Below are 25,547 nucleotides of genomic sequence, written 5' to 3'. Positions count from 1 at the left end.
TGTGTCGACGGGGTAGAGCAAAGTAATAGATGTCTACCTATAATCGCTCAAAGACCCTATTGTTTATCCGATTTGTGCTATAACCCGTGGCTTTTGTCATTGAGGCCGGAACGTGCCGTGATAAAGATAAAAAGCACTACAAGCTGAAACCTTTGGTCAGATTCAGGCTGGTAGTGCTTTCTGAAAAGTGGCTACTTCCGATAGTCCAGAGCGGGTTTGCGGTCGCCAAGTAAGGCTTCGTATTTGAAGTCGGCGCCGCGTTTCTGCACCCATTCGGCGCGGGCTTTTTCAATCAGCGCGGGGTTGTTGTAGAGATCGAGGGCCGTGAGGGCCAGCGTTTTGGCCGCGACGATCATTCCCTTCTGCCCGATGCTCATGCCGCTGGCGGCCGTCGACTGCCAGCTATGCGCGCTCGACCCCGGCACCCAGGTTGCGGTTTGCAGCCCTACCGTCGGCACCGCCCAGCTTACGTCGCCTACGTCGGTGGATCCGCCACTGGTGGCGCTGGCCGAGGCATCGCGGAAATCTTTGATCTGCGCGGCGTTGGTGACGGGTACTTTTTGGTCGTCGGGGAAGGTGCTGCGGATTTTTTCGGCGAACGCGGTTTCTTCGGGCGTGTAGGTGAGACCACCCACCGTTTTGAGGTTCTGGTGCATCACCTCGGCCAGCGTGACGTTGGGCAGCAGGTTGTAAACACCGCCCAGAATCTCCCACTCCACCTTGGTACCGGTGCCTTTGGCGGCTCCTTCGGCGGCATTCTCGATGCGTTTCCAGACACTTTGCAGGATGTCGCGGTCTTTATGGCGGGCGTAGTAATAGACCTCGGCAAAGGCAGGGACCACGTTGGGCGCTTCGCCGCCTTTCGTGATCACGTAGTGAATGCGCGTATCGCTGGGTACGTGTTCGCGCATCATGTTCACCATGTAGTTCAGCGCCTCCACGCCGTCGAGCGCCGACCGGCCCCGTTCGGGCGAGGCTGCCGCGTGGGCTGCAATGCCCCGGAACCGGAATTTGGCGTTTTTATTGGCCAGCGACGTACCGGCGTCGGCGGCGTTCTGCGAGCCGGGATGCCAGTGCAGCACCACGTCGACGTCGTTGAACAGGCCTTCGCGCACCATGTACACCTTACCCGCCCCGCCTTCTTCGGCCGGGCAGCCATAAATCTTGACCGTACCGGCATGGCCCGAGGCTTTAAGCCAGTTTTTGACTTCGACCGCTGCCGCAACCGAGGCCGTCCCAAACAGGTTGTGGCCGCAGCCATGCCCGCCTTTCTGACCGGCAATGGGCGTGAAATCGGGTTTGGCTTCAGTGGCGAGGCCAGGCAGGGCGTCATATTCGCCCAGAATGCCGATCACGGGTTTGCCGGCCCCGTAGGTGGCGACGAAGGCCGTGGGGATACCCGCCACGCCCGCCTGCACATCGAAGCCTTCTTTTTTGAGCTGTTCCTGAAGCAGCAGCGAGCTTTTTTCTTCCTGGTAGCCCAATTCGGCGAAGTCCCAGATTTGTTTGGAGATACCGGCGTATTCGCCAAACCGTCCGTTGAGGTTGGCGATGACGGTCTGTTTGTCTTTGTCGACGGTGGGGGCGGCGGCTTTTTTCGCCTTCGATTGCCCAAGTGCCAAAACGGGCAACAGCAGGGCCGCAGTAAGGAAAGATGAACGCATAGAATAAGTTCGCCGAAGCGATGACGAGTAGGTTGTGACAGCTATACTAAGCAAAAAGGACGACATCTGCCGCAGGGCACGTCGTACAGGTGCAAGGGAAGCGGCGGATGGTAACACATTGCCCACTGTCGCTACCTTGCGAAGCTAAACCCCGGTAATTATGCCCCAACCCATTCTGGAGTACTACCTCTACGCTTTTTCGCATCTTAACGTGGGTGTGGGTAAAGTAGACGGGAAAGCGCCCCACAAACCTGTACTGCTGCTGACCGTCGTTCAGGCCTACGAAGCCGGGCTGCTAACAGACAATCAGATACCGATTACGCCCGAACTGACCAGTCTGTTTAAATCGAACTGGAATAGTCTCGTCGTGAGTGGACATACACTTGGTTTTGCGCTGCCGTTTTTTCATCTGAAAAATGAAAAGGGTCATTGGTGGGAACTGGTAGCGAATCCGGGTTGTGAACTTTGGGTTCAAAACGGCAAACTGACCACGTTTGCCAACCTGAGCATGGCCGTTGCCTATGCCCAGATTGATTCCAGTTTGGCCGAATTGCTGTTGAACGACACAACTCGCCAACTTTTACGACGGACACTGCTCGATACGTACTTCCCCGGCCATACAGCTAGCTTGTCCATTACGCCCGATAAGCCGCTGGAGGACCTGAAACGGGAAATACTGGAAGAGTCGCCCGGAGCGTACAGAACCCGTTTGAAGGATTTAAAAACGCGGCTTGACCCCGAAACATATCAGATCGAAGTGTTTGCCCGCGACACCGTGTTTCGGCGCGAGGTAGTGCGGCTTTATGATGACACCTGTTGCGTCACAGGCGTTCGGGTAGCGGCACCCTATTCATTTTCGATGGTCGATGCCTGCCACATCGTCCCATTTGCCAGAACGTTCAACAATCACCCGACCAATGGTATCGCGCTTTGCCCCAACCTGCACCGGGCCTTCGACAAGGGGGTTATTTCGGTCGATGACCGTTACCGCGTTGTCGTATCTGGTACGTTCGTTGAGAATGAAAGCAGCCCCTACAGCCTGAAAGCGCTTGCAGGTACGTTGCTTGAGTTACCCACCGACAAGCGGTACTGGCCCGATCGGGAAGCCTTCGCCTGGCATCGGGCGCACGTTTTCAGGGGTTAGTAAATCGCCGGAGCAACGTACCCCTGATGCAGTTGTGAAACGGGAAAAATCAAATCCCAGTCTCGACCCAAACGATATTGCCGCGTTCGATGCGGAAGCGTTTAAAATTGGCTAATTGGCGGTATTTGTTATGTTGTGGGTGCGGGTGATTTTTTAAAAATGGGCCAAAATCAACGACTTGTAATGTGCCGTCCGAAAAGTTTATCCGTAGCCGGTGGTCACCAACGTACACTGCTTCTGTGACTGCTATTGTTTTCATACGCTTGTTCTTTAGCCTATCTTACCATTGCTCGTAAGCCTTCTACCGCCCCTCTCATAGCCGTCACCGTCATCGCAACGTCAGCTTCGGTGTTAAAGCGGCCCCAAGCTGAAGCGCAGGCAGTTGAACGCCTGACGCTCTTGTTTCCCGTCGTTTGGCTAACGCTATTTTAACGTCGCTTTAGCAATCGCTGTTGCCAGCTTTTCCTTCACAAGTGCGTTGAATTTTTGCGGCTCTTCCCAGCAGAGGAGGTGGGCTGACTCCTCGAACCAGATGAGCTCTTTGTGAGGCGCTTTTAGGGATTCAACGTAATCCGCCACCAGGGTAGATGGGCAGTTGTTGTCGTAGCGTCCCAGGCAGAAATAGATCGGTACGTTGACGGTTGGGATCTGTTTTTTAAGGTCGACTGTTGGCCATAGGGTCTCCACCATTGGGTAAGAACGCTGCTGGATCTTATTGGCCTTCAACAAACTGAACAGACCGTATTCTTTAGATCGTAGATAGATTTGGGAGCCCGGCATGCTGAGGTGCGTATGAACCACACCGCCGTACTTCTGTACCAGATTCCGCTGCTTTTTTAGAGCATCTAACCCCTCTTTATACAGTCCGTTTTCGGGCGGGCCGATATGTTGCAGCGTTTCCAGGGCACTTCCGTCTTGTTTTTGCTGTGCGTTGCTGAGCGCGAACTCATACGACAGATGTTCGCTTTGAGGCCCGTTTGAAATGGGCGCTACAGCTATAAACGCCTGGTAATCGTTGGGATGTTTTGCAATGACGTGCATACCCAATAATCCGCCCCATGAATGGCCGACCAATATTATTTGGGGCTGATTGAATCGTTGCTTGAGCCATGTTGTCAACGCATGCGTGTCGGCAACGAATTGATCTAGGGTCATGGTTTCGGGCGGAATCTGCGAGGAGTATGACTTCCCGGATCCGCGCTGGTCCCAATAAACGACCGTAAAGCAATCTTCTAAAGCCGCATTGTAATGCATGTAGAAGGGCATCGACAGGTTGCCCGGTCCTCCATGTAACCACAGCAGCACCGGGTTACGTCGATCTCTTCCTCGTATGGTTACGAATTGTTTGATGCCATTGATGTTGACCCGTTGCATCTCGGCAATACTGGTATCAAGTGGAGTGCCATCGGCCGCTTTGAAGGGGCGGGTGGAGCTACAGGCTCCACAAAAAATGAGCAGGAGCAGGGAAAAGGCTTTCAGGCGCATTGCAGGTGACAGAGAGCATCGTAACGCCAAGATGCGGAAAAGGATGGAGAGGTTGCTTCGGACAGCAATAGTTGCAAACGAGTACGCTGCTCGATTTAAACGGATCGGTGGGTACGTTGTCTAAGCAGGACAACATAAACACGACTCGCTTATGAAAACGATTACGATTGATCCCAAATCCTTCTGCCTGGGTGTGCTGGCGATGGGAGCGGTGCTGCTGATGGCCAACAAACCCGCTTCTCAACCCGTAGTGCAGCCACAGCCTGATAATGGGCGGTATCAGGCTGTGGTTGGCAGAGAGACCCGGACGATTATCATCGACACGAAAACCGGCCGGTTCCTGGTTGAGCGCCCTGGGGTGGGGCTCCCTGGCTGGGCCGCCGAAGATTTTGAGGAGCTTATGCAGAAGAGAAAATAGTGGTGTGGCACTGGGCTAAAGAAGGAGTATGTGGCCGTAAACCAACCAACGTACCCAATTGGTAGTTAGAAAGGAACACCGTTTCCAACTGCTGCCTGTGATAGCCGACCCGCCCGTTTCACCCACCGCGACCCCAACCCCCAACAAATGGCTGGTGCTGGCCACGCTGGCCTTCGGTACGTTCATGGCGACGCTCGACAGCAGCATCGTCAACATTGCGCTGCCCACCATCCGGCGCGAGCTCGATGCGGGCGACAGTGTGGAGTGGGTGGTGCTGAGCTACCTGCTCACGACAACCAGCACGTTGCTCATTATGGGCAAACTGTCGGACTGGCTGGGGCGAAAAAACATGTACGTGACGGGGTTCGGCATCTTTGTGCTGGGTTCGCTGCTGTGTGGCCTGTCGTGGAATATTGGCTCGCTGATCGGTTTTCGGGTGGTGCAAGGGCTGGGTGCTGCTATGATCTTTGCCATCGGCCCCGCCATCATTTCCGACACGTTTCAGCCCAACGAGCGGGGGCAGGCGCTGGGCCTGATGGGCGCTATCGTGGCAGCCGGTTCGAGTACGGGGCCGGTCGTGGGTGGGTTGCTGCTGGGCAAGTTTGGCTGGGCCAGTATTTTCTTCGTGAACGTACCCATCGGCCTGATTGCCATCTGGCGGGCGCTGGTGGTGTTGCCGACTAGTGTGCGACAGCCGCGCGGCGCCTTTGACCTGGTCGGAGCGGGGTTGTTTCTGGTGGGCGTCGTGACGCTCCTTGTCGGCCTCGACTTCGGCCCGGAGCCCGACTACGGCTGGGGTAACCCGCTGGTGATGGGGCTGCTGGGGACGGGCAGCGTGTTGCTGGCACTGTTTATTTACTGGGAATCGCGCACGCCCGCGCCCATGCTGCAATTAAGTCTGTTCCGGGTACGTCCCTATACGTCGGCGATTCTGGCGGCATTGCTGGGGTTTATGGCGTCGGGCGGCAACCTGTTTATCATCCCGTTTTTTCTGCAACAGTTGCTCGGCTTCTCGCCCCAGACGGCGGGCCTGGTGTTGCTTGCTGGTCCGCTGACGCTCAGCATCGTGGCGCCTATTGGTGGGTATCTGTCGAGCCGGGTCAGTACACGCTGGCTGGCTAGTACGGGGCTGTTACTGGCGGCGGCGGGCTACTTTTCGCTGTCGTTCCTTCAAACCGACTGGAGCTGGCACAATGTGGTCTGGCGAACGGCGCTGGTGAGCTTCGGCTTTGCGCTGTTTCAGTCGCCCAACAGCAGCAGTGCGCTCAACGCGGCCCCCTTGCCACAACGGGGCGTGGCCAGCAGCGTCATCGCCTTTATGCGAAACATGGGGCTGGTGGTGGGCATTGCGCTGGCCGCCGCGGTCTGGTACAGCACCCGGAATGTGTATGCCCGCATGCATCAGGCCGACCCCATGAGCGATGTGGCACAGCTCACCGGGATGCGGGCCGTCTATTGGGTACTAACGGGGTTGATTATCACAGCCGCCCTGATCTCCTTCTTGCGGGGCAAAACCCTGCCCGAACCGCACCATGCCGGCGACGTACCCGGCGAAGGTCTGGCTACGCTGGCGGGTGATAAGAGTTGATAATGAACAATGTACGATGTACGATGTACGATGTGCACTGCGCTCGGCTGGGGATGCTTGGCAAGTTTCACCACAGAGGCACGGAGTACACGGAGTTCGTTGGTGACGCCAGAAGAACTGGTCGAGTCAGCAATAAAGACTCCGTGTACTCCGTGCCTCTGTGGTGAAGAACTTACGACAATAGCGTGCGGCGTTCGTTGAAGGTTTTCAGGACGAATTCGCCGAAGATGGTATTGGCCCAGGCAAACCACTTGCGGGTGAACTTGCTCGCGTCGTCTTTATGGAACGACTCGTGCATAAAGCCCGTGCCCGCATTTGACTTTTGCAGGATTTGCAGACACTGCCGGATTTCGGCGTCGTTGGTGCTGGTGAGGCCCCGGATGATGATGCTTAAGGGCCAGATCATATCCATACCGGCGTGGGGTCCGCCGATACCTTCGCCCGCTTTGCCTTTAAAGAAGAACGGATTCTCGTCGCTCAACAGCAGCTTGCGGGTGTTCTGGTAGATGGGGTCCGAGACTGGCATAGCGCCCAGATACGGCATCGCCAGCAGGCTGGGTACGTTGGCGTCGTCCATGAGGTTGTACGAGCCGTAGCCGTTGACCTCATAGGCGTACACTTTGCCAAAGCGCGGGTGCGTCGTGATGGCGTGCTGCTTCAGCGCTGTTTCCACTTCGGCCGCCAGCGAACGGGCTTCCGTGGCAAGTGGGGCGTTGGCGCGGAGGGCCGTCAGCAGTTCGGCCATTTGCCGCAGCGAGGTTACCGCAAAGAAATTCGACGGGATCAGGTAGGGGTAGATGGTAGCGTCGTCGCTGGGCCGGAACATCGAGCAGATCAGTCCGACGGGCTTGACCGGGTAGCCGTAACCGCCCAGGGGGACGCCATCGGTAGCCCAGGCGGTGCGCCGCTCGAATTTGTAGGGGCCGGGACCCGTTTTGCGCTGCTGTTCGCGGAAGGTCTGTACCACCAGACGCATGGCCTCCTGCCAGTTGGCGTCGAAGGGCGCGGTGTCGCCGGTTTGTTTCCAGTAATAATAGCCGAGCCGGATGGGGTAGCACAGGCTGTCGATCTCCCACTTCCGTTCGTGCAGGCCCGGCTTCATGTCGGTGACGTCGTCTTTCCACTCGCCCACCTTGGTCGTTTCCTTGTAAAAGGCGTTGGCGTAAGGGTCAAACCGGATGCAGCGCGCCTGCCGGGCAATCACCCCCGCCACCAGTTGTTGCAGCGGTTTGTCGCCTTTCATCAGGGGCAGGTAGGGCCACACCTGCGCCGTGGAGTCGCGCAGCCACATGGCGTCGATGTCGCCCGTAATCACATAGGTGTCGGGTTTGCCGCCGTCCATCGTGTGCTCTACGGTGGTGTCGAGCGTATTGGGAAAGCAGTTTTCAAACAGCCAGGCCATTTCGGGGTTGTTGATCCCCTTTTTAACGGCGGCAATGGTTTGTTCGACGGCTTCTGAGCGGAAGTTGCGCTTGCCTACGGCCTCCCGTACGGTCGGGAAATCGGCAGCGGATCGGGCAAACGACCATTGCCCCGAAGCGAGTGCGGCACTGGTCAAGGCGGTGTTTTGAATGAATGTTCGGCGGTTCATTTTCAGTATGCAATTAACAGTGTGCAGTATACAGTAGGTTTTATCAGGTACGTTTCTGACTATCGTTCACTGTATACTGCATACTGTTCAATGGTCACTGTAATCGTGTCATAGCTTCGAGCAGCATGGCGCCGCTGAGCTGGGTGGTGAGGTCAGTTTTGCCGTCGGCGGGGCGGCTGGCCCAGTTTGGCCCGAAAACGACCTGCGGTTTCTGGGTGCCACTGCGCCAGAGCGTTTCGGCGTTAAACGTTAGAAAATTGACATAGCGGGTGCGGGTATCGGCCGACACGGCGGGTTCGGTCGCCAGCAGCGCAAGGTAACGAACCAACACGGCTTTAAACAAGCCCCCGTCGCCGTTGCCTTCGGCTTTCAGCAGGCCAGAGCCCGACAGGTCGGGGTCGGCAAGCGTAAAATTGGCCGTTTTGATAGCGTCGTTCAGGTACGTTGCCGTCTGAGTGGTTCGGTACATCTCCAGCCCGGCCCCGATGAGCAGGCCTTGGTTGTAGGTGAACTTCCAGCCCGTATCAATCTTGCCGTCGTTCTGCCGGTTGATGCCGTCATACACCATACCCGTTGCCGGATCGACTAGCGTTTTGACTTGCCAGTCATAAATCTTTTTGGCCCAGTCGAGGTCGGTTTGGCGTTTCAGTCGCTGATAGAGGCGGGCCGCCAGAATAATGGCGGGGGCGTTGGCCGGCGTGTTTTTGTAATAGCGCTGATTTTTCTGCCAGGCAATGCCGCCACCCATCACGTCGCTCCAGCCGAGCTTGATGTCGTCCCACAGCACCTGCGTGGCATCGAGCCACTTTTTATCGTTGGTGGCATCGTAGGCGCGCAACATGGCGAGGGCATTCCAGAGCATGTCGTCGTAATAGGTATTCAGGAATGTATTGCCATTCTTCACGGGTACGCCCGCATACCAGTCGTTCATGTAGATCAGGTACTGGTTGTCTTTGGTGCGCGTGTAGGCATCCACCAGCACGTCGAGCGCGTGTGCCTGCGGCCAGTAATTGAACTTGGTGCTGCCGTTGTTATTCTCGTTGTAGTAGCGGCCCTGATCGTTGAAAAACTGCGCGTTCAATGCCCGACTACTGCTGTCGGCGATGGTGGTCCAGTTGAAGACGGTGGGCTTGGTGGCCGGACCGGCACCCTGCCCGATGCTGTTGTCTTTGCACGACAGGCTGAGGCAGGCAATCAGGATGAAGACTTTGTTGAGTAGGTGCATGCTGAAAACAGGTTGATTGTCGCTGGGTACGTTGATAACGATTGAGTTGCGAAAAGACTGAACGCCCGGAACAAAGGCCGAGCGTTTAGTGCGTGATTAAACTAAATCTATGAAGGTCAACTAATGAATAATGTACAATGCACGATGTACAATGAATGATGAGAATGCGTTAGCGGGCCCCCGGTAGGCTCATTATACATCGTGCATTGTACATTATTCATTTTACTTAACCGTAACCCGGTGAAAATACGTCGAAGTAGGGGCGAGGGACACCAGCAGGTCGACGTTCTTGCCATCCACGGCACTATTGAATTTATACGAGTAGTCCCACTGGCTCTGAGGGATGCTGAACAGGTAGTAATAGGCCGCCGCAGTGTTGGCGTCGGGCCGTGAGTTGTCGGAGTTGCTGCTGCCCAGCCACTCGTAGGCATCCTTGCCGTCGGTGCCGACTGTCGTCAGGCGGAATTTGTAGCGCTCTTCGCGGCCGTACGAAACCGGCACAAAATCAATCTTCGTGTTCGACAACGTCCAGGTGCCGTTGCCCGTGTAGGTCAGCGGGAAGCGCACAGCGTTGTCGGCGCCATACCACAGACCCACCGATTTGATCTCGGTGAGGCGAGCGGCGGCGTTGTTGAAATCGAGGCTGATGCGGTACGTTTTGGCCGTCCCGGTCACGGTGGTAGCGCCATTTTCGCCGATGTTCGTGCCAGTCACGTTATAGGTTTTGGCGTTGCCCGTTACCCGGTCAATGAACTGGTATGTACCGGCTTTCAGCGAGGTATACACTTCAAATTCGCCCGGCCGAACTGCCTTTAATTTGATGGCCTTCGTCAGGTCGGTGCCGGCTTCGGTGGCGTCGCCGGTGAGGTAGACTTCGGCCGGAATCTCGGCGAAACCCGCCGGGCGCTCCACCTGCAAAACCCGGCTCTGACCGGCCGGTTTCACGTTGATACCCCGCGACGCGTTGACGGTCCATTTCAGCTTACCCGTACCCAGCGAGCCGATGCCCGCCAGCGCCGCCACTTTATTCAGGGTAGCGTGGGTCACGGTCGCTTTGTTCTGCACGCCGTTCTGGTCGGACGTCAGCTTATAGATCGGCTTCGAGAAATCGCCGCTTTCTTTGTCGAACACCAGTTCATAGAGCACGAGGGTCCCGTCTTCGGCCCTTGCCTGATCCCATTCGAAGACCACCGCAGCAGGCGTGGCAGGCTGTAGCTTAACAGCCTGATTGTCGTTGGGTGCGAAGAACGTCGAGACGGTGCTGATATTCGTGTTGAGGTCGCGGCCGGGGTCTTTGCACTGCATCAGCAGGCCCGCCAAAAAGAACAGAAGGAGCAGATTATGTTTCATAGCAGAAAGGACCCCACCCCCAGCCCCTCCCCTTAACCAAGGGGAGGGGAGCCGTGCTCCGCAGTTTGGCCGAGCCTTACGGTAGAGCATCCCCCTCCCCTGAAATGCAGGGGAGGGGCCGGGGGTGGGGTCAGTTAGTTTACCATTTCGGGTTTTGGGACAGGTTGTTGTTTAAGTCGCGTTCGAGCTGGGGAATGGGCCAGAGGTAATGCTTGTCTTTGTCGAAGGTGCGGCGGTCGACGCGAACGTAGCCGTTGTCGACGGTGGGGTCGCCAAACTTGGCCCCGTGCGCGAAGGTGTTCAGCACCGTCTCGGCCGTGCGCCAGCGGCGGATATCAAAGACGCGCAATCCTTCCAGCGCCAGTTCGGAACGACGTTCGCGGCGAATAATATCGCGCAGGGTAGCTTGGCTTGCACCCGTCGGGAAGGTCAGCGCGGCAGCATCGGTGAAGCCCGCCCGGCGGCGAAGCGCCCCAATGGTTTTGTCCCAGATGGCAGCGGTGAGCTGTCCCTGTTCGTTCTTGGCTTCGGCATACATCAGCAGCACGTCGGCATAGCGAATCAGCATCAGGTCAAGCGACGACTGGAACGCGGCGTTGGCCGTGGGGTCGTAGTACTTCCGCACGTAGTAGCCCGTGGTCGAGGCGTTCTGCTTGCCGAACTCATTGCGCGCATCGGCGTTGGCAGGTGTGGAACCGGGGCGGATGTAGATGGTGGTCGTGCTGCCGTCGGGTCTGCGCCAGAGGTAGCCGTCATAGACGATGGTCGCCGCCAGCCGTGGGTCGCGGTTAGTATATGGCGCCGTTTCAACGTACCCGGAACCAGCTTCTGCAATGCCTTTGCCGTTGGTCGTCACGTAATCGTTGACCAGTTCCTGCGTGGGAGCAAGGTTATTGACCCGGTCGCCGATGCTGATGGGCACGAAGTCACGGAAATTGCTGTGGGTACGTACCTCCGGGGCATACCCCAGTGCCAGAATGCTCTCCGAACTATTTTCGGCGGCAGGTAAAAACAACCCTTCGTAGCTTGGATAGAGCGCGTAAGTGCCGTTGGCCGTGTTGTCGATCAACTGCTCACAAGTGGCGGCTACATCGGCCCAGCGGCTTTCATAGAGCTGCACCCGCGCTTTCAGGGCAATGGCGGCCCCTTTGGTGATCCGCCCCCGATCGGCAGTGGCATACTGTACGTTGGTCGGCAGGTTGGGCGCGACCGCATCCAGTTCCGACAACACAAACGCCAGCACGTCGGCGCGTGGCGACCGGGCAATCGTCCGTGACTCCTCGATGCTGACGTCTTTGGTGAAGAACGGCACATCGCCGTACCAGGTCATTAACTGGAAATAGTGGAATGCCCGGATGAAGCGCGTTTCGGCGATGATCCGTGCCTTCAGCGTCGGGTCCAGGTTAGGCACCCGGTCGATGTTTTCGAGCAGGATGTGGTTGGTTTTGATCCCGCCATAATGGAAATTCCACTCGTCGCGAATCCGACCCAGCGCGGCGTCGTAGGCACCCCGCGCGATGCTGTTTGCCCCCTGAAAATCGCCTAGTTGATTGTAGGCGTTGTCGGACAGAGCATCGTTGGTAAAGAAAAAGTCGGCGGTATAGAGCCCACCGTAGGCTGAGTTCAGTACGCTCAGCGCCCGGTCGGCATTGGTCCAGTAAGTGGCTTCGGTAAAGCGATCGGTCGGAGCCAGATCGAGGTCTTTACACCCACCCAGCCAGAGCGCTGCTCCTAGTAAGCCAACTAATTTATGTGATCGTTTCATGTGTTGTTCGTATTAATTGGGCCGCTGATACCCCCCGCCCTAAAGGGGGCCTGCTGGCGCAAGAATATCCATCAGGTAGATAGCGATTGCAGTGGCTAGTCGACCTCTATCATGGCCATTGCCACTGCTTGCGCCAGCAGGCCCCGACCCGTCGGACCGCCTTCAGGGCGGGGGGTATGACCATTTAAAACGTTACGTCAAGCCCTATTCCGTTGAATTTGGGGTTGGGATATACCCGGCCGGAGTTCACGCTGCCGTTGGAATAGCCCAGGCTGTTATTAAACTCAGTCGCTTCGGGGTCGATGCCCACCTGCATGTTGGTGAGCGTGAACAGGTTCTGCCCCGTATAGTAAATGCGCAGGCGGCTGACACCCACCTTGTTGGTGAGGCGGCCGGGCAGCGTATAGCCCACTTGCAGGTTCTTGAGGCGGGCATAGGCGGCATCCTGCAGGAACCGATCGGAACCCACGCCCCAGTTGTTGCGTGAGGCACCACCCAGTGTCAGGCGCGGGTAAGTAGCGTCGGGGTTCGTAGGCGTCCAGAAGTCGGTCTGATGCTTGAAAATGGCATCCTGATACGGTCCGTGAAAGGGTTCGACCGCTTCACCCCGCAGGAATAGCGACCGTTGCCCCACGCCCTGCACGAAGACGTTGAGGTCGAAACCGCGCCAGGCTACGTTGTAGGTAACGCCATAGGTATAGCGCGGGAAGGGATTGCCCAGCACCACCCGGTCAGCCTCGTCGATGCGGCCATCGCCGTTCTGATCAACGTACCTGACATCGCCGGGGCGGAGGTCGCCGGGCGAGACAAACGTGGGCGTCGGGCCAGCCGCCAACTGCTCCAGATTCTGGAAGTAGCCGTTGCTCTGGTAGCCAAAATACGACCGGACCGGCAGCCCCTCGCGCAGGATCGTTGCCAGCTCGCCGATGTAGCTGATGTCGGTTTTGCCATCTACGGCCACCACCCGGTTTTTGCTGTCGGCGAGGTTGAGCGTCAGGTTATGCCGAACGTCGCCCGTAGTATGGCGGAGCGTGGCGGCAATTTCCCAGCCCTGGTTACGTACCTGGGCGGCGTTGTAATTGGGTACGGATCCGCCATACAGCCCCGGCACCGACGGCGTAATGAGGATGTCTTTCGTCAGCTTGTCGAAATAATCAAACGAGAATGTAACCCGGTTGCGCCAGACTGAGGCGTCGAGACCAAGGTTGAACGTCTGCGCCCGCTCCCAGGTGATGTTGGGGTTGGCCAGCGTCAGGCCCGTACCGGCCACGCCTGTGTTGTTGAAGGCGTAGGCGTTGGCAAAGTTGAAATAGGTGCTCTGGTACTGGAAATCGCCTACGTTCTGGTTGCCCAACACACCGTACGACGCCCGCAGCTTCCAGTCGCCGAAGCGGTCGCGGAAGGTATTGGCAAAGGCCTCTTCGGTAATCCGCCAGGCCAGCGCCGCCGACGGGAAGAATCCCCAGCGGTTGGCCTTCGCGAAGCGCGACGAGCCATCGTAGCGGAAGTTGACTTCGGCAATGTACCGGTCGGCAAAGGTGTAGTTGACCCGGCCAAATACGCTCGACAGCGCGTTTTGTGAGGTACGTTGGTTCGAGTTATACGAAACCGGCTGGATAATCGTCCGCGAAATGTCGGTACCCAGGTCGTTGTCAACGTCGCGCTTGAACAAGCCGTTAGCCTGCGACGTGAAGCCTTCGTTCGATAGGCCAACCAGTCCGTTAAAATTGTGTTTGCCGACACTTTTCTCGTACGAAGCGATCAACTGCACGTTGGTAAACAGCGACTTGTAGCTCTCGTCTTTTACGCTGGCGGTGTTGTCGGTGCCGCCCACGTACGGCAGGTAATTAATGGCCCGCTGAAACTGGTACTGGTGGTTAGCGTTCAGCTCGCCGCCGAAAATCCCTCGCAGTCTGAAACCGCTGAACACCTCCCACTCGGCCGACACGTTGCCGTAGACGTTGTCATTGTCGTACTGCCGATAACCGCCCTGCTCCAACCGGGCCAGCGGGTTGCTCTCCGACAGAATCGGCGACAGCACATAGCGGCCCAGCGAATCGGTGATGGGGTAGGTGCGGGGCATACGGGCAGCGTCGACCAGCAGCACATCCGACGAAAAAGCGTGTTCCTTGATCTGGTTGCGGGCGTAGGCCAGAATACCCGTGAACTTCACCTTGCTCAACTGTTGCGTCAGGTTCAGGCGGTAGTTGTAGCGCTTCAGCCCGAAATCGGGGCCTTTGAACAGGTTGTTCTGGTTCAGAAAACCGGCCGAAAAGTGGTAGGTCGTGTTGGCATTGCCGCCCGATACGCTCAGGTTATGGTTTTGCTGCGGGGCCTGATTTTTAAGAATCTCGTTCAGGTACCAGGGCGACGACCCCCGTTGCTGGAAGCCCGCGATCTGATCGGGCGTGAACTGCGGCGGCAGGCCTGAGTTGACCAGTGCCTCGTTTTTCAGCATGGCGTACTCCCACGCCTCTACCGACTGCCGGAGCAGGGTGGGCGTCTGCATCCCGTAGGTGCCGTTGTAGGTCACCGTGGTGCGGCCGTTTTTGGCGCCCTTCTTGGTTGTAATCAGGATGACGCCGTTGGCCGAGCGCGACCCGTAGATGGCTGCCGAACCGGCATCTTTCAACACCGAAATCGACTCGATATCCGACGGGTTCAGCACGTCAATAGAACCGGGAATCCCATCGACGATGACGAGCGGGCTGTTGTTGCCCAGTGTACTGATGCCCCGAATGTTGATGTTCAGCGGCGCACCCGGCTCACCCGACGCCTGCTGCACGATGAGGTTCGGCGATACGCCCTGCAAGGCCTGCGACACGTTGGTGACGGGGCGACCCTCCAAGGCCTGTTGCCCCACCTGATCGACCGCGCCCGTTACGCTCGCCCGGCGTTGCGTACCGTAGCCGACTACCACCACTTCGCTCAGCGATTTGGTGTCGGGCACCAGTTTTACGTCGAACGTGGTTCGGTTGCCCACTTCGATCTGCTGCGTAACGTACCCAATGAAGCTGAAAATCAACGTCGACTGGGCGTTGGCTACGTTGAGCGTGAATTGTCCCTGCGCGTTGGTGGTGGTGCCGTTCTGCGTGCCGCGTTCGATAACGCTCACGCCTACCAGTGGCCCGCCCGTTTCGTCGACAATTGTTCCCGAAACCGTTACGAGCGCCTTGTCGGCAGCGACGGTCAGCGTACTGAGCTCGCGCTCAGGTACGTTCGGGGTGGCGCGTCCGGGCAGTGTTGACAGGCGCAGCGATGTCAGCGCGCCGTCGGTCAGGCGTAGCGGAAGGGCGCTGCCCGAGCGGTTGTTGTCAACGACAATGGAGTAGTACTTGTCGGCCACCCGCTCGAAACGCAGCCCCACCGGCTGAAGAATCTGTTGCAGTTCGGCGTCGAGGGAAGGTAGTTGCGGCAGGTCGGCGTTGACCAGCTTGCCCCGGACCACCTTGCTTTCGTAGGAGAAAAAGACTTTATGTTTCCGTTCAAGGTCGAGCAGCACGTCGCGCAGTGACCGCTGCCGGGCGGGCGCAGGCCGCACGAGCCGCGCCCGGGTCGATGCCGTTTCCTGCGCCAGTGCTGTTGACTGCTGGAATAATACCATCCCAAACAGGCCGTAGCACAATCGTCGATTAAAAGATCTGTTCATAAAGATTGAGGAAAGAGAGGTTCATACGGGTCGGCTCAGGTACGTGGCGGGACAAGTGTTTCCCGGCAACGTACCTGACTCGTTGAACCGGTTACTGTGGCTTGAGCACCACCTGAGTAGCCTGGCGTTCGACGGCCAGATTGTACGAAACGGAAAGCGAGCGAAGAACAACGTTGAGGTCATTGTTGGGGAGTGTGCCGGTAAGCTCACGGCGGGCCAGTTCGCGGCTGCTGACCACCACCCGGATGCCGTAATAATCCTGGATGGTCGAGGCCACTTTGCTCAGCGGTGTGTCGGTGAAAACAAGGCGATTCTGGCGGTAGGCGGCCACCTGCTCGGGCAGGGCTATCACCTTGCGGTGGAAAGCGGTATCGCCTTCAACCAGCGTGGCCTGATCGCCGGGTTTCAGCGTAAGCGGGTGAGCGGGGGCTTTGGGTTGTACCAGTTGCACCTTGCCTTCATCCAGCATCACCTCCGTCTGTCCACTGCGGGTATTTACGTTGAAGCGCGTACCCAGCACCTGCACATCGAGGTTGGGCGTATGAACGGTAAATGTGTGGTCGTGGGTGGTGTGGCGCACGCTGAAATAGCCTTCGCCGGTGAGCCACACGTGGCGGTCGCTGTTGCCAAAGCCAAAGCGGGGTACGCGTAGCGACGAGTGGGCATTGAGCGTAACGTCGGATCCGTCTGCAAGGGTGACCGTCGTCGTTTTGCCGAAGGGCGCGTCGAATTTCTCGTAGGCCCACTGGTCGTGCGTAACGTACCCAAGTCCCACCACGGCCAGCAGCGAGGCGGCCATGCCCAGCACCCAGCGCGTACCAGGCCAGCCCCGCCGCGAATCGCCCGATACCGTAAAGACGGCTGAGGGTGCTGCCGCCGACTGATGGCGCGGGTAGGGCTGCCCTTTCATGAACTGCTCGAAATTGGCCAGCGCACGGGTGGAATCGGGTTCGTATTGGGCGTGTTCGGCTTCGTAGCGGGCCAGCACCTGGTAATACACCTCCCGGTTTTCAGCAGTTCGTAGCCATTCTTCCACTGCCTGCTTTTGCAGCGGCGTAGCCCGACCCGCGAAAAGGTCGTAAAGTGTATGCTCGATAGAGGGTCCGTTCATGAGGCAACAATTGAGTGAGTCAATGCCATGACAAGTTGGGCCGGGGCCACCCTATGTCTGGCGTGGGTTGTTTTTAGTTGGATGCGTAGCGTTGGGTCGTCAAAAAAGACCGCCGATGGCCGTCGCCAACTGCATACCGAGCAGGACAACAAATTCATTCCGCAGCATTTTGCGCAGGGCACTGAGGGCCCGGCTGATATTGGCCTCCACGGCTTTAATGCTGATGCCCATTTCGGCGGCAATGTCGCGGTACGGTTTCTGTTCGAAGCGCGACATCAGAAAGGTGCGGCGGCACTGCGGCGGCAGGTCGGCAATGGTCTCGTTGATCTTCTGGTAGAGCTCGTCAAACTGCACCATCTCGGCGGGTGTCTGGGCCTCGCTGCTGAAGGCGGTCGTGGCCGCGTCGCTGATGGTATCGGTGTCGCTTTTGCGGCTGAGCTCCCAGCGCAGGTAATTGTAGGCCCGGTTGCGCACTGCCGTGAACAGGTAGGCCCGATACGAAGTCGTAATGGTGGAGTAGCCTTTGTCGGTCCAGAGGGCACAGAATACCTCGCCCACAATGTCTTCGGCCACTTCGCGCGAGTACACGAAGCGGAGGGCATGGTTGCATAGGGGCCGGTAATAACGCCGGAAGAGCCAGCTACAACCCGCTTCGGGGTCGGTCTGAAACAGTTGCCGGGCCAGTACCTCGTCGTCGAGCATAATGGGTTGGGGGGCGTCGCTGCCTGAAAACGGATCACGCAGGTGTACCGGCTGCTGTTCGGAGAGTGGTCGCATCGGTAACGGTTGAATCATAACGTAGGGGTACTGGTCTTTCGCCGTATAACGATTTACAGACAAGTTTGCACTGCCATACCCTACACGCCTTACCAGATAATCTCTCGCACAAAAATACGAAGGGCTCCGCCAGCAGCCGTACTTGACTACAGGTGGAACCATTATTGGGCTGACAAACAAGGCTTTGCGTTAGTATTTATTGGCGTGTAAGTGGTCTGAAACGCCCTTTTTCCGCCGCCCGATTTCGTATTGGCCGTGGCCCAGGTCGTCGTTACCGACCGCCTGACAAATCTCCATGCAACTTGCGGCGGTGATTTTGTATCTTTAGTCGACTCACAAAACACTCTTCTGCTTCTTTATGCTTCACCTCTTTCGGTTACGGCTGACAGCCTGGCTGCTCGTTGCGTGCGGGTTGGTGGCCCATGCCCAATCGGCCAAATCCTACGAATGGAAAACAGGTACGTCGCCGGGCGGCTACACGTATAAATATCTGGCCAACGACCCCATGCAGGCCCGGTTCTACACGCTCAAAAACGGCCTGACGGTCATTCTGAGCGAAAACAAAAAAGAGCCGCGCATCTACACCTTCATCCCGACGCGGGCCGGCTCAACCACCGACCCCCGCACCAACACCGGCCTGGCCCACTACCTCGAACACATGCTGTTCAAAGGCACCGACAAGTTCGGGTCGCTGGATTGGGCGAAGGAAAAACCCCTGCTCGACAAGATCGACGCGTTGTATGAGCAGTACAACAAAACGACCGATTCGACTAAACGGAAGGCCATCTACAAACAGATCGATCAGACGGCGGGCGAGGCCTCCAAATACGCCATTGCCAACGAATACGATAAAATGATGGCGTCGATGGGCGCGCAGGGCACCAACGCCTTCACGTCGTACGAACAGACGGTGTATCTGGAAGACATTCCGTCGAACGCCGTTGACCGCTATCTGGCCGTGCAGGCCGAGCGGTTCCGCAAACCGGTGCTGCGCATTTTTCACACCGAACTCGAAGCCGTTTATGAAGAGAAAAACCGGTCGCTCGACAACGATGGCCGTAAGGTAAACGAGGCCCTCATGGCCGCCCTCTTTCCGACGCATAACTACGGACAGCAGACGACCATCGGGACTGTGGAACACCTGAAAAACCCGTCGCTGATCGAAATCCGCAATTACTTCGACAAGTACTACGTACCCAACAACATGGCGGTGATCATGGCCGGCGACTTCAACGCCGATCAGGTAATTGGCAAGGTCGACAAGGCGTTTGCCTACATGCAGCGCAAGCCGGTGCAGTTATACAGCCCCGCGCCCGAAAAATCGCTGACCACCGTGCAGACCCGCGAGGTGTATGGCCCCACGCCCGAACAGGTGCAGATTGGTTACCGGTTTCCGGGCGGGCTGGCGGCCAACCGGGCCGTGGCGGTGATGGTGGATGAACTGATGTCGAACTCGGCGGCGGGCCTTATCGATCTGAACCTCAACAAAGCGCAGAAGATCCTGGGCGGGGGTTCATCACCGCAATTCATGAAAGACTACGGCGTCTGGATGATGTACGGCCGACCCAAAAAAGGGCAGTCGCTCGACGAGGTGAAAACCTTGCTGCTGGCCGAAGTCGATAAGCTCAAAAGCGGCAACTTCGACCCGAAGGTGATGGGCTCGATTGTGAATAACTATAAAAAGAACCAGATCGAGTCGTTCGAGAACAACTACGGCCGGGCTTACCAGTTGCTGGACGCCTTCATTCTGTCGGGTGGGACTTCGTACGCCAACAGCATCAGCCTGAACGATCAGCTGGCCCGCGTGACCAAGCAGCAGGTAATGGATTTCGCGAAAGAATACCTGCGCGACAACTACGTGGTGGTGTACAAACGCAAAGGCGAAGACAAGAGCATCGTGAAGGTCGACAAGCCCGCCATCACGCCCGTCGAGATGAACCGGGAGGCGCAGTCGCCCTTTCTGCAACAGGTCAACCAGATGCCGATGAGCAACGTGCAGCCCGTCTGGCTCGACTACAAGAAAGACATTCAGCGCGGCAAGGCTGGTAATGCCGGGCCGCGTTCGGCGGAGATTCTGTACGTCAGCAACCCCGACAACGACCTGTTCCGCATGGGGTATCGCCTTCCGATGGGTACGTACCACAACAAGCTGCTCCCGCTGGCAACGCAGTATCTGTCGTTTTTGAGCACCGACAAGTATTCGGCCGAAGAACTGAGCAAGGCGTTCTACGACTTGGCCAGCAATTACAACATCTACTCGTCGGGCGATTACACGACGGTTCGGCTGTCGGGGTTGCAGGAGAATTTCGCCAAAAGCGTGGCCCTGCTCGACCACGTGCTGCGCAACTGTCAGGCCAACGAACAGGCTCTGGCCGACCTGAAAGAGCGGACGATGAAAGCACGGGCGGATAACAAGCTGAACAAAGGGTTGATCCTCCAGGGACTGCTCAGCTACGCCCAGTACGGCCCCAAGAACCCGTACAACAACCAACTGACCAACGACGAATTACAGGCGGTAACATCGGCTCAGTTGCTGGAGGTGCTCCATACGCTGTTCGATTACCCGCAGCAGGTAATTTACTACGGTCCGCAGCCGTTGGCGGCGCTGGGTACGTCCCTGACGCAGGCGCATCAGATGCCCGCGCAGTTCAAGGCCGTGCCTGCCCGCAACAACTTCAAGCAGGTAGCGCAGCAGTCGCCCGAGGTGCTGTTCGCCGATTACGACATGGTACAGTCGGAGATTTTCTGGGTACGTAACACGGCTGACTTCGATCCGGCGCAACTCCCGACCATCGATCTGTTCAACAACTATTTCGGGGGCGGTATGGCGTCGGTGGTGTTCCAGACTCTGCGCGAATCGAAGGCACTGGCCTACTCGACCTATGCGTACTACGACACGCCGAGTCGGAAAGATCAGCAGTATTCGGTGAATGCTTACATCGGTAGTCAGGCCGACAAATTCCACGAAGCGATCGCGGGCATGAGCGAACTGCTCAACGGCCTGCCCGAGTCGGCCAAGCTGCTCGAAACGGCGCAGGTTAACATGAAGAAAAACCTGCAAACGGAGCGTATCCGGCAAGACAACATCATCTACAATTACCTCGACGCGCAGGATCGGGGCATCGACTACGACGTTCGCCAGAAGACCTACGAAGCCCTCGATAAAATGAGCTACGCCGACCTGAAGAAGTTCTCTGATACGCAGCTGGCCAATAAGCCGTATACGCTCTGTGTGGTGGCCTCCGAGAAGCGTGTTACGCCGACAGATCTGGCCAAATACGGCTCCGTCAAAAAACTCTCGCTGGACGAGATTTTCGGGTATTGATTTAAGCGATAAGCCGCCTGTTTTTTGTCATTCCAACCGAGGCCCGCAGCCGTAGGAGGGATGACAAACAGGCGATTAAAGTGTAACTTACGACTGGCTAATCGAGGGTGATCAATCCCTCGTTAGCCAGTTCTTTTTTGTTCGTCAACCAACCTGATTTCATGCAACATTCTACTCAACTGCGGCTGCTTGGCGTGGCGTTGAGCCTATGGCTTGGGCCGTTGGCGGTCGCGCAACGTACCCCTGTGGCGCAGTATGCCTTTGCCGAACCGGGCATTTCGCCCGACGGCGCCGAAATTGCCTTCGTCTCGGGCGGCGACATCTGGACTGTACCCGCCACGGGCGGTGAGGCCCGGCTGCTGGTGGCCCATGCCGACAACGAATCGCGACCGCTGTATTCACCCGATGGCAAGTACCTGGCTTTTAGCTCGACCCGTTCGGGTAACGGCGACATCTACCTGCTGACGCTGGAAACCGGCGACCTGCGGCGGCTCACCTACGACGACGGTGCCGAAAGCCTCACGGCCTGGTCGAAAGACGGCAAGATGCTCTATTTCCAGTCGACGAGCCGGGACATTTCCGGCATGAACGACATCTATCGGGTGGCCATCAGCGGCGGTACGCCCATGCCCGTCACGGCCGACCGCTACGCCAGCGAGTTTTTTGGCGTTCCCTCGCCCGACGGCAGCACGCTGGCGTTCTCAGCGCGGGGTATTGCGGCGGCGCAGTGGTGGCGCAAAGGCAGCAGCCACCTCGATCAGACCGAAATCTGGACGTGCAAAATCGGCACGAAAAAAGGCGACAAACCCACCTACGAACGCCTGACGGAAGGGGGCGCCAAGGAACTATGGCCGCTGTGGAGCCCCGACGGGCAGACGCTCTACTACATGTCGGACCGCAACGGAAGTCAGAACCTGTGGGCCAAGCCGCTGAAAGGCCAGCCTACGATGCTAACGACCTTCAAAGACGGGCGCGTGCTGTGGCCGTCGATGAGCCTGGATGGCCGCACGATCGTGTTTGAGCGGGATTTTCAGCTTTGGATGTACGACATCGCCTCGAAACAGGCCAAACCAATGGCCATTCGGTTGCGGGGTGCCGCTGCCGGTTCGTCGGTCGATCATCAAAAGCTGACCAGCCAGTTTCGGGATTTGGCCGTGTCGCCCGATGGCAAAAAAGTAGCGTTCACGGCGCACGGTGAGGTGTTTGCCGCCTCGGCCAAAGACGGTGGCGACGCCATGCGGGTGAGCAGCAGCCCGGCGGTGGAATCGCAACTGGCCTGGACGCCCAACAGCCGCAGCCTGCTGTATGTGAGTACGCGCCACGGCATGGCCAATCTGTTTCAGTACGATTTTGCAACCCGCGCCGAAACCCGCCTGACCGATTCGCCACTGGACGACGGCGCGCCGGTACTGTCGCCCGATGGACAATCGGTAGCGTTCATGCGCAACGGGCAGGAACTGCGGCTGCTGGACCTGACCACGAAAAAAGACCGGGTGCTCTACAAAGGCTATCTGGGCCGGCCGCCTTTCGCCGGAACGGGAACGGTCGCCTTTTCGCCCGATGGCAAGTGGCTGGCGTTTGTGGCCTACGGGGCCAAAACCTTCCGCAACGTGTGGGTAGTGCCGGTAGCGGGTGGCGATGCCAAACCGATCAGCTTCATTGCGAACACCTTCGGCGGGAACGTTAGCTGGAGTCCCGATGGTAAATACATTCTGTTTGGCACGAATCAACGGACCGAAACGGCGCAGATTGCCCGCGTCGATCTGGTGCCCCGCACGCCTAAATTCCGGGAAGAACAGTTCCGCGATCTGTTCAACGAGGAGGTGCCCCGCAACGTGCGTCCCACCCCAACGGGGCCGGCCGCTACGACAGCGGCAGCCCCCGGCCGTAGCTCGCTCGACACCGTCGCGACGGGCAAAGCCAAAGGAGTTGGGAAAGAAGCAACGACCATCGTGTTTGATGGTATCCGGCAGCGTCTGAGCCTGCTCCCGGTGGGTATCGAAGTCGATGGACAGTCGATCAGTAAAGACGGGAAAACGTTGCTGCTGGTCGCCAGCGTCGCTGGTCGGCAGAATTTGTACACCTATTCGCTTGACGAAACGAGTGCCGAACGGCCCGTTGCCCGGCAACTGACCACGACCGCCGGATCGAAGAGCAACGCGCAGTTTACGGCCGATGGCAAAGAGGTCTTTTACCTCGAACAGGGCCGCATCCAGTCGATTTCGCTCGAACGGCGCGAACCTAAACCCATCGCGGTCACGGCCGAACTCGACGTGGATTTTGCCACTGAAAAACTACAGGTGTTCAGTCAGGCGTGGGATGTGCAGAACAAGGGCTTCTACGATCCGGAGTTTCACGGTGCCAACTGGAATGCCGTCAAAACCACCTACGAACCCTTCGCCGCCGGGGCACGTACCCCCGACGAACTGCGCCGCCTGCTGAACCTGATGGTGGGCGAACTGAATGCTTCGCACTCGGGCGTGGCCGGGCCGCAGGGCACCACCGACATCACGACGGGCCGCCTGGGCCTCCGCTTCGACCGGATTACCTACGAAAATACGGGTAAGCTGCTCATCACTGAGGTGGTGAATCTGGGCCCGGCGTCGCTGATCGGCACCATCAAACCCGGCGACTACCTGCTGGCGATTGACGGCACCACGATCGATGCGACGACCAACGTGGATTTCCTGCTGAACAACAAGATTAACCGGCAGGTCACGCTGGCGGTGGCCGCCAGCCCCACCGCCGCGCCGCGCGAGGTGAGCGTGATGCCCGTGAATCTGGCTACCGAAAAGGGCCTGCTCTACAAACAGTGGGTGCAGCAACAGCGCGATTTTGTGGATAAAGCGAGCGGCGGGCGGCTTGGGTACGTCCACATGTTCGATATGTCGGCCGAATCGCTCAATCAACTGTACATCGACCTTGACGCCGACAATCACGCCCGCGACGGGGTGGTGGTCGACGTGCGCAACAACAACGGTGGCTTTGTGAACCCCTACGCCATCGACGTGTTTGCCCGCAAAGGCTACCTGACCATGACCTCGCGCGGCCTGCCATCGGCACCGGCGCGGTCGCAATTGGGCCAACGGGCGCTCGAAACCCCGACGATTCTGGTAACGAATCAGCACTCGCTATCCGACGCCGAAGACTTCACAGAAGGGTTCCGCACGCTGAAACTGGGCAAGGTCGTTGGCGAACCTACGGCGGGCTGGATCATTTTCACTTCGGCGGCACAATTAATCGACGGCTCGTCGATCCGATTGCCGTTCTCGAAGATTACCGACAACACGGGCAAGAACATGGAACTGGCTCCCCGCCCCGTCGACGTACCTGTGACGCGCCCCATCGGCGAAAGCTACACCGACCAGAACACGCAGTTGACCGTCGCCGTGAAAGAGCTAATCAAACAGCTCGACGACGCCAAAGCCGGTAAATCGGTGAGTGGTAAATAAAGACAAAAGCCCCGTAACGTACCTGTTGCGGGGTTTTCTGTTAGATTATGTTTTGGCGTTTTATTTGGCGAGTCTGTTGATGAGAATGGAAATGAAGGCAATTCGCAACATGGCCTGCGCAACGGCGGCCCGGCGAACTTTCTACGGTTTTCTCTACATCTCGAAACAATCGTCGCCTAAAATTGAGCCAGCCAAAACTGCGTTCGACCGGCCATCGGTTCTTTTCCGGCACAAACCCCCGACCACTTTCCGGCTTTTGGGCAATCTCTACCCGCCAGCCATATCCCTGCTCAACAGGATCAGCCGCAATCACTTCCAGTCGGGGTACTTTGCCATTCAGTCGGTCCACGACCAATTTGCCCGCTTCATTATCGGAGGTGCTGGCGGCCGTGACAGCCAACGACCAGGGAAGCCCCAGCCGATCAACGGCGATACTACGTTTGCGCCCATTGATCTTCTTATTAGCATCTAAACCGGTTTCTTCTTCAATGAACTGCATAATTTTAACGCTTTGACTAGCAATAGCTACTAGACTTGGTGTTTGGTTACGTTGCTGGCGTACTCGTTCCTTAATAACCAACTTAGCCAATAGCTCTTCCCAGATTCCCCGGAGCCTGAATTGGCGAAAATGATAATAAACACTTTGCCAAGGCGGGTATGTACTGTCCAACTCTCGCCATTGATTGCCTGTCCGATTGATGGACCGAATAGCATTCATTATGGTACGAAGCGAATGCCATCGCTGGCGTTTGTCGTCTACAATTTTTCGAAAAGTTGCCACTGGGAATCGGTCAACTCGTGGACAGTTTGGTTCATGTTCTTGATGATCTGGCGATTTCAAGATACGACCGATTCTCATTTGTATCCTATCCAAAACACACCTTTAGCTTTGAGCAGTAGTAAGAAATCAAGATTATTACACCCCGTAATGCTACTCTCAGTCAGGCACTTTAGCAAACATGCAAGGCTCGAAAGCCTATTAAGAGATTAAATCCTGGCTGAG

The 25,547-nt window shown here is 57.6% G+C and carries 16 protein-coding genes; 5 read left to right on the top strand and 11 right to left on the bottom strand.

What is annotated here, in order from left to right; translation table 11 throughout:
• Window positions 1–191: 191 nt before the first annotated feature.
• Complete coding sequence (locus ACAW74_RS22095) at window positions 192–1,664, bottom strand: amidohydrolase (protein WP_370700412.1); 1,473 nt, start codon at window positions 1,662–1,664, stop codon at window positions 192–194.
• Between the two features lie 160 nt (window positions 1,665–1,824).
• On the opposite strand from ACAW74_RS22095, the gene ACAW74_RS22090 reads away from it, so the two are divergent.
• Window positions 1,825–2,808, top strand: coding sequence for an HNH endonuclease (locus ACAW74_RS22090; RefSeq protein ID WP_370700411.1), 984 nt, complete (start codon window positions 1,825–1,827; stop codon window positions 2,806–2,808).
• 49 nt (window positions 2,809–2,857) lie between these two features.
• Here ACAW74_RS22090 and ACAW74_RS22085 read toward each other — a convergent pair whose 3' ends face one another.
• Window positions 2,858–3,067 (bottom strand): DUF2442 domain-containing protein, encoded by a 210-nt coding sequence (locus tag ACAW74_RS22085; protein ID WP_370700410.1) that lies wholly within the window; start codon window positions 3,065–3,067, stop codon window positions 2,858–2,860.
• Between the two features lie 164 nt (window positions 3,068–3,231).
• Window positions 3,232–4,293, bottom strand: coding sequence for an alpha/beta fold hydrolase (locus ACAW74_RS22080; protein WP_370700409.1), 1,062 nt, complete (start codon window positions 4,291–4,293; stop codon window positions 3,232–3,234).
• 151 nt (window positions 4,294–4,444) lie between these two features.
• Between ACAW74_RS22080 and ACAW74_RS22075 the strand changes: the two genes are divergently transcribed.
• Both ACAW74_RS22075 and ACAW74_RS22070 read left to right on the top strand, forming a co-directional pair.
• The gene (locus tag ACAW74_RS22075) at window positions 4,445–4,711 is read left to right on the top strand and encodes a hypothetical protein (protein WP_370700408.1); all 267 of its coding nucleotides are present in this window, start codon (window positions 4,445–4,447) and stop codon (window positions 4,709–4,711) included.
• 97 nt (window positions 4,712–4,808) lie between these two features.
• Window positions 4,809–6,299: an MFS transporter gene (locus tag ACAW74_RS22070; protein WP_370700407.1), complete on the top strand. Its 1,491-nt coding sequence runs from the start codon at window positions 4,809–4,811 to the stop codon at window positions 6,297–6,299.
• A 172-nt stretch (window positions 6,300–6,471) separates the two neighbouring features.
• On the opposite strand, the gene ACAW74_RS22065 is transcribed toward ACAW74_RS22070, so the two are convergent.
• The 7 genes from ACAW74_RS22065 to ACAW74_RS22035 all read right to left on the bottom strand — a co-directional run bounded on the left by ACAW74_RS22065 (window position 6,472) and on the right by ACAW74_RS22035 (window position 17,785).
• Window positions 6,472–7,890: a glycoside hydrolase family 125 protein gene (locus tag ACAW74_RS22065; protein WP_370700406.1), complete on the bottom strand. Its 1,419-nt coding sequence runs from the start codon at window positions 7,888–7,890 to the stop codon at window positions 6,472–6,474.
• A 94-nt stretch (window positions 7,891–7,984) separates the two neighbouring features.
• A complete protein-coding gene (locus ACAW74_RS22060; protein WP_370700405.1) occupies window positions 7,985–9,115 on the bottom strand; it encodes a glycoside hydrolase family 76 protein in 1,131 nt (376 codons plus the stop codon).
• Between the two features lie 222 nt (window positions 9,116–9,337).
• Complete coding sequence (locus tag ACAW74_RS22055; RefSeq protein ID WP_370700404.1) at window positions 9,338–10,465, bottom strand: SusE domain-containing protein; 1,128 nt, start codon at window positions 10,463–10,465, stop codon at window positions 9,338–9,340.
• Window positions 10,466–10,604: 139 nt separating this feature from the next.
• On the bottom strand, window positions 10,605–12,230 hold the full coding sequence (locus ACAW74_RS22050; RefSeq protein ID WP_370700403.1) for a RagB/SusD family nutrient uptake outer membrane protein: 1,626 nt from the start codon (window positions 12,228–12,230) through the stop codon (window positions 10,605–10,607).
• A gap of 184 nt (window positions 12,231–12,414) precedes the next feature.
• Window positions 12,415–15,879, bottom strand: coding sequence for a SusC/RagA family TonB-linked outer membrane protein (locus ACAW74_RS22045; RefSeq protein WP_370700402.1), 3,465 nt, complete (start codon window positions 15,877–15,879; stop codon window positions 12,415–12,417).
• Window positions 15,880–15,970: 91 nt separating this feature from the next.
• Window positions 15,971–16,990 (bottom strand): FecR family protein, encoded by a 1,020-nt coding sequence (locus ACAW74_RS22040; RefSeq protein ID WP_370700401.1) that lies wholly within the window; start codon window positions 16,988–16,990, stop codon window positions 15,971–15,973.
• Between the two features lie 99 nt (window positions 16,991–17,089).
• Complete coding sequence (locus ACAW74_RS22035) at window positions 17,090–17,785, bottom strand: RNA polymerase sigma-70 factor (protein WP_370700400.1); 696 nt, start codon at window positions 17,783–17,785, stop codon at window positions 17,090–17,092.
• Window positions 17,786–18,125: 340 nt separating this feature from the next.
• Between ACAW74_RS22035 and ACAW74_RS22030 the strand changes: the two genes are divergently transcribed.
• Both ACAW74_RS22030 and ACAW74_RS22025 read left to right on the top strand, forming a co-directional pair.
• On the top strand, window positions 18,126–21,092 hold the full coding sequence (locus ACAW74_RS22030; protein WP_370700399.1) for a M16 family metallopeptidase: 2,967 nt from the start codon (window positions 18,126–18,128) through the stop codon (window positions 21,090–21,092).
• Window positions 21,093–21,253: 161 nt separating this feature from the next.
• Window positions 21,254–24,544, top strand: coding sequence for a S41 family peptidase (locus tag ACAW74_RS22025; protein WP_370700398.1), 3,291 nt, complete (start codon window positions 21,254–21,256; stop codon window positions 24,542–24,544).
• A gap of 40 nt (window positions 24,545–24,584) precedes the next feature.
• Here ACAW74_RS22025 and ACAW74_RS22020 read toward each other — a convergent pair whose 3' ends face one another.
• Complete coding sequence (locus tag ACAW74_RS22020) at window positions 24,585–25,403, bottom strand: IS5 family transposase (RefSeq protein ID WP_370700397.1); 819 nt, start codon at window positions 25,401–25,403, stop codon at window positions 24,585–24,587.
• Window positions 25,404–25,547: the final 144 nt, after the last annotated feature.

It is taken from the genome of Fibrella musci, from assembly GCF_041321105.1.
Classification (GTDB): Bacteria; Bacteroidota; Bacteroidia; order Cytophagales; family Spirosomataceae; genus Fibrella; species Fibrella musci.
This window is presented reverse-complemented; position numbering and strand designations above follow the sequence as displayed.

Coding starts and splice junctions, on each gene's coding strand:
- ACAW74_RS22095 (WP_370700412.1), bottom strand. CDS start 1,664: ATGCGTTCATCTTTCCTTACTGCGGCCCTGCTGTTGCCCGTTTTGGCA.
- ACAW74_RS22090 (WP_370700411.1), top strand. CDS start 1,825: ATGCCCCAACCCATTCTGGAGTACTACCTCTACGCTTTTTCGCATCTT.
- ACAW74_RS22085 (WP_370700410.1), bottom strand. CDS start 3,067: ATGAAAACAATAGCAGTCACAGAAGCAGTGTACGTTGGTGACCACCGG.
- ACAW74_RS22080 (WP_370700409.1), bottom strand. CDS start 4,293: ATGCGCCTGAAAGCCTTTTCCCTGCTCCTGCTCATTTTTTGTGGAGCC.
- ACAW74_RS22075 (WP_370700408.1), top strand. CDS start 4,445: ATGAAAACGATTACGATTGATCCCAAATCCTTCTGCCTGGGTGTGCTG.
- ACAW74_RS22065 (WP_370700406.1), bottom strand. CDS start 7,890: ATGAACCGCCGAACATTCATTCAAAACACCGCCTTGACCAGTGCCGCA.
- ACAW74_RS22060 (WP_370700405.1), bottom strand. CDS start 9,115: ATGCACCTACTCAACAAAGTCTTCATCCTGATTGCCTGCCTCAGCCTG.
- ACAW74_RS22055 (WP_370700404.1), bottom strand. CDS start 10,465: ATGAAACATAATCTGCTCCTTCTGTTCTTTTTGGCGGGCCTGCTGATG.
- ACAW74_RS22050 (WP_370700403.1), bottom strand. CDS start 12,230: ATGAAACGATCACATAAATTAGTTGGCTTACTAGGAGCAGCGCTCTGG.
- ACAW74_RS22045 (WP_370700402.1), bottom strand. CDS start 15,879: ATGAACAGATCTTTTAATCGACGATTGTGCTACGGCCTGTTTGGGATG.
- ACAW74_RS22040 (WP_370700401.1), bottom strand. CDS start 16,990: ATGAACGGACCCTCTATCGAGCATACACTTTACGACCTTTTCGCGGGT.
- ACAW74_RS22035 (WP_370700400.1), bottom strand. CDS start 17,785: ATGATTCAACCGTTACCGATGCGACCACTCTCCGAACAGCAGCCGGTA.
- ACAW74_RS22030 (WP_370700399.1), top strand. CDS start 18,126: ATGCTTCACCTCTTTCGGTTACGGCTGACAGCCTGGCTGCTCGTTGCG.
- ACAW74_RS22025 (WP_370700398.1), top strand. CDS start 21,254: ATGCAACATTCTACTCAACTGCGGCTGCTTGGCGTGGCGTTGAGCCTA.
- ACAW74_RS22020 (WP_370700397.1), bottom strand. CDS start 25,403: ATGAGAATCGGTCGTATCTTGAAATCGCCAGATCATCAAGAACATGAA.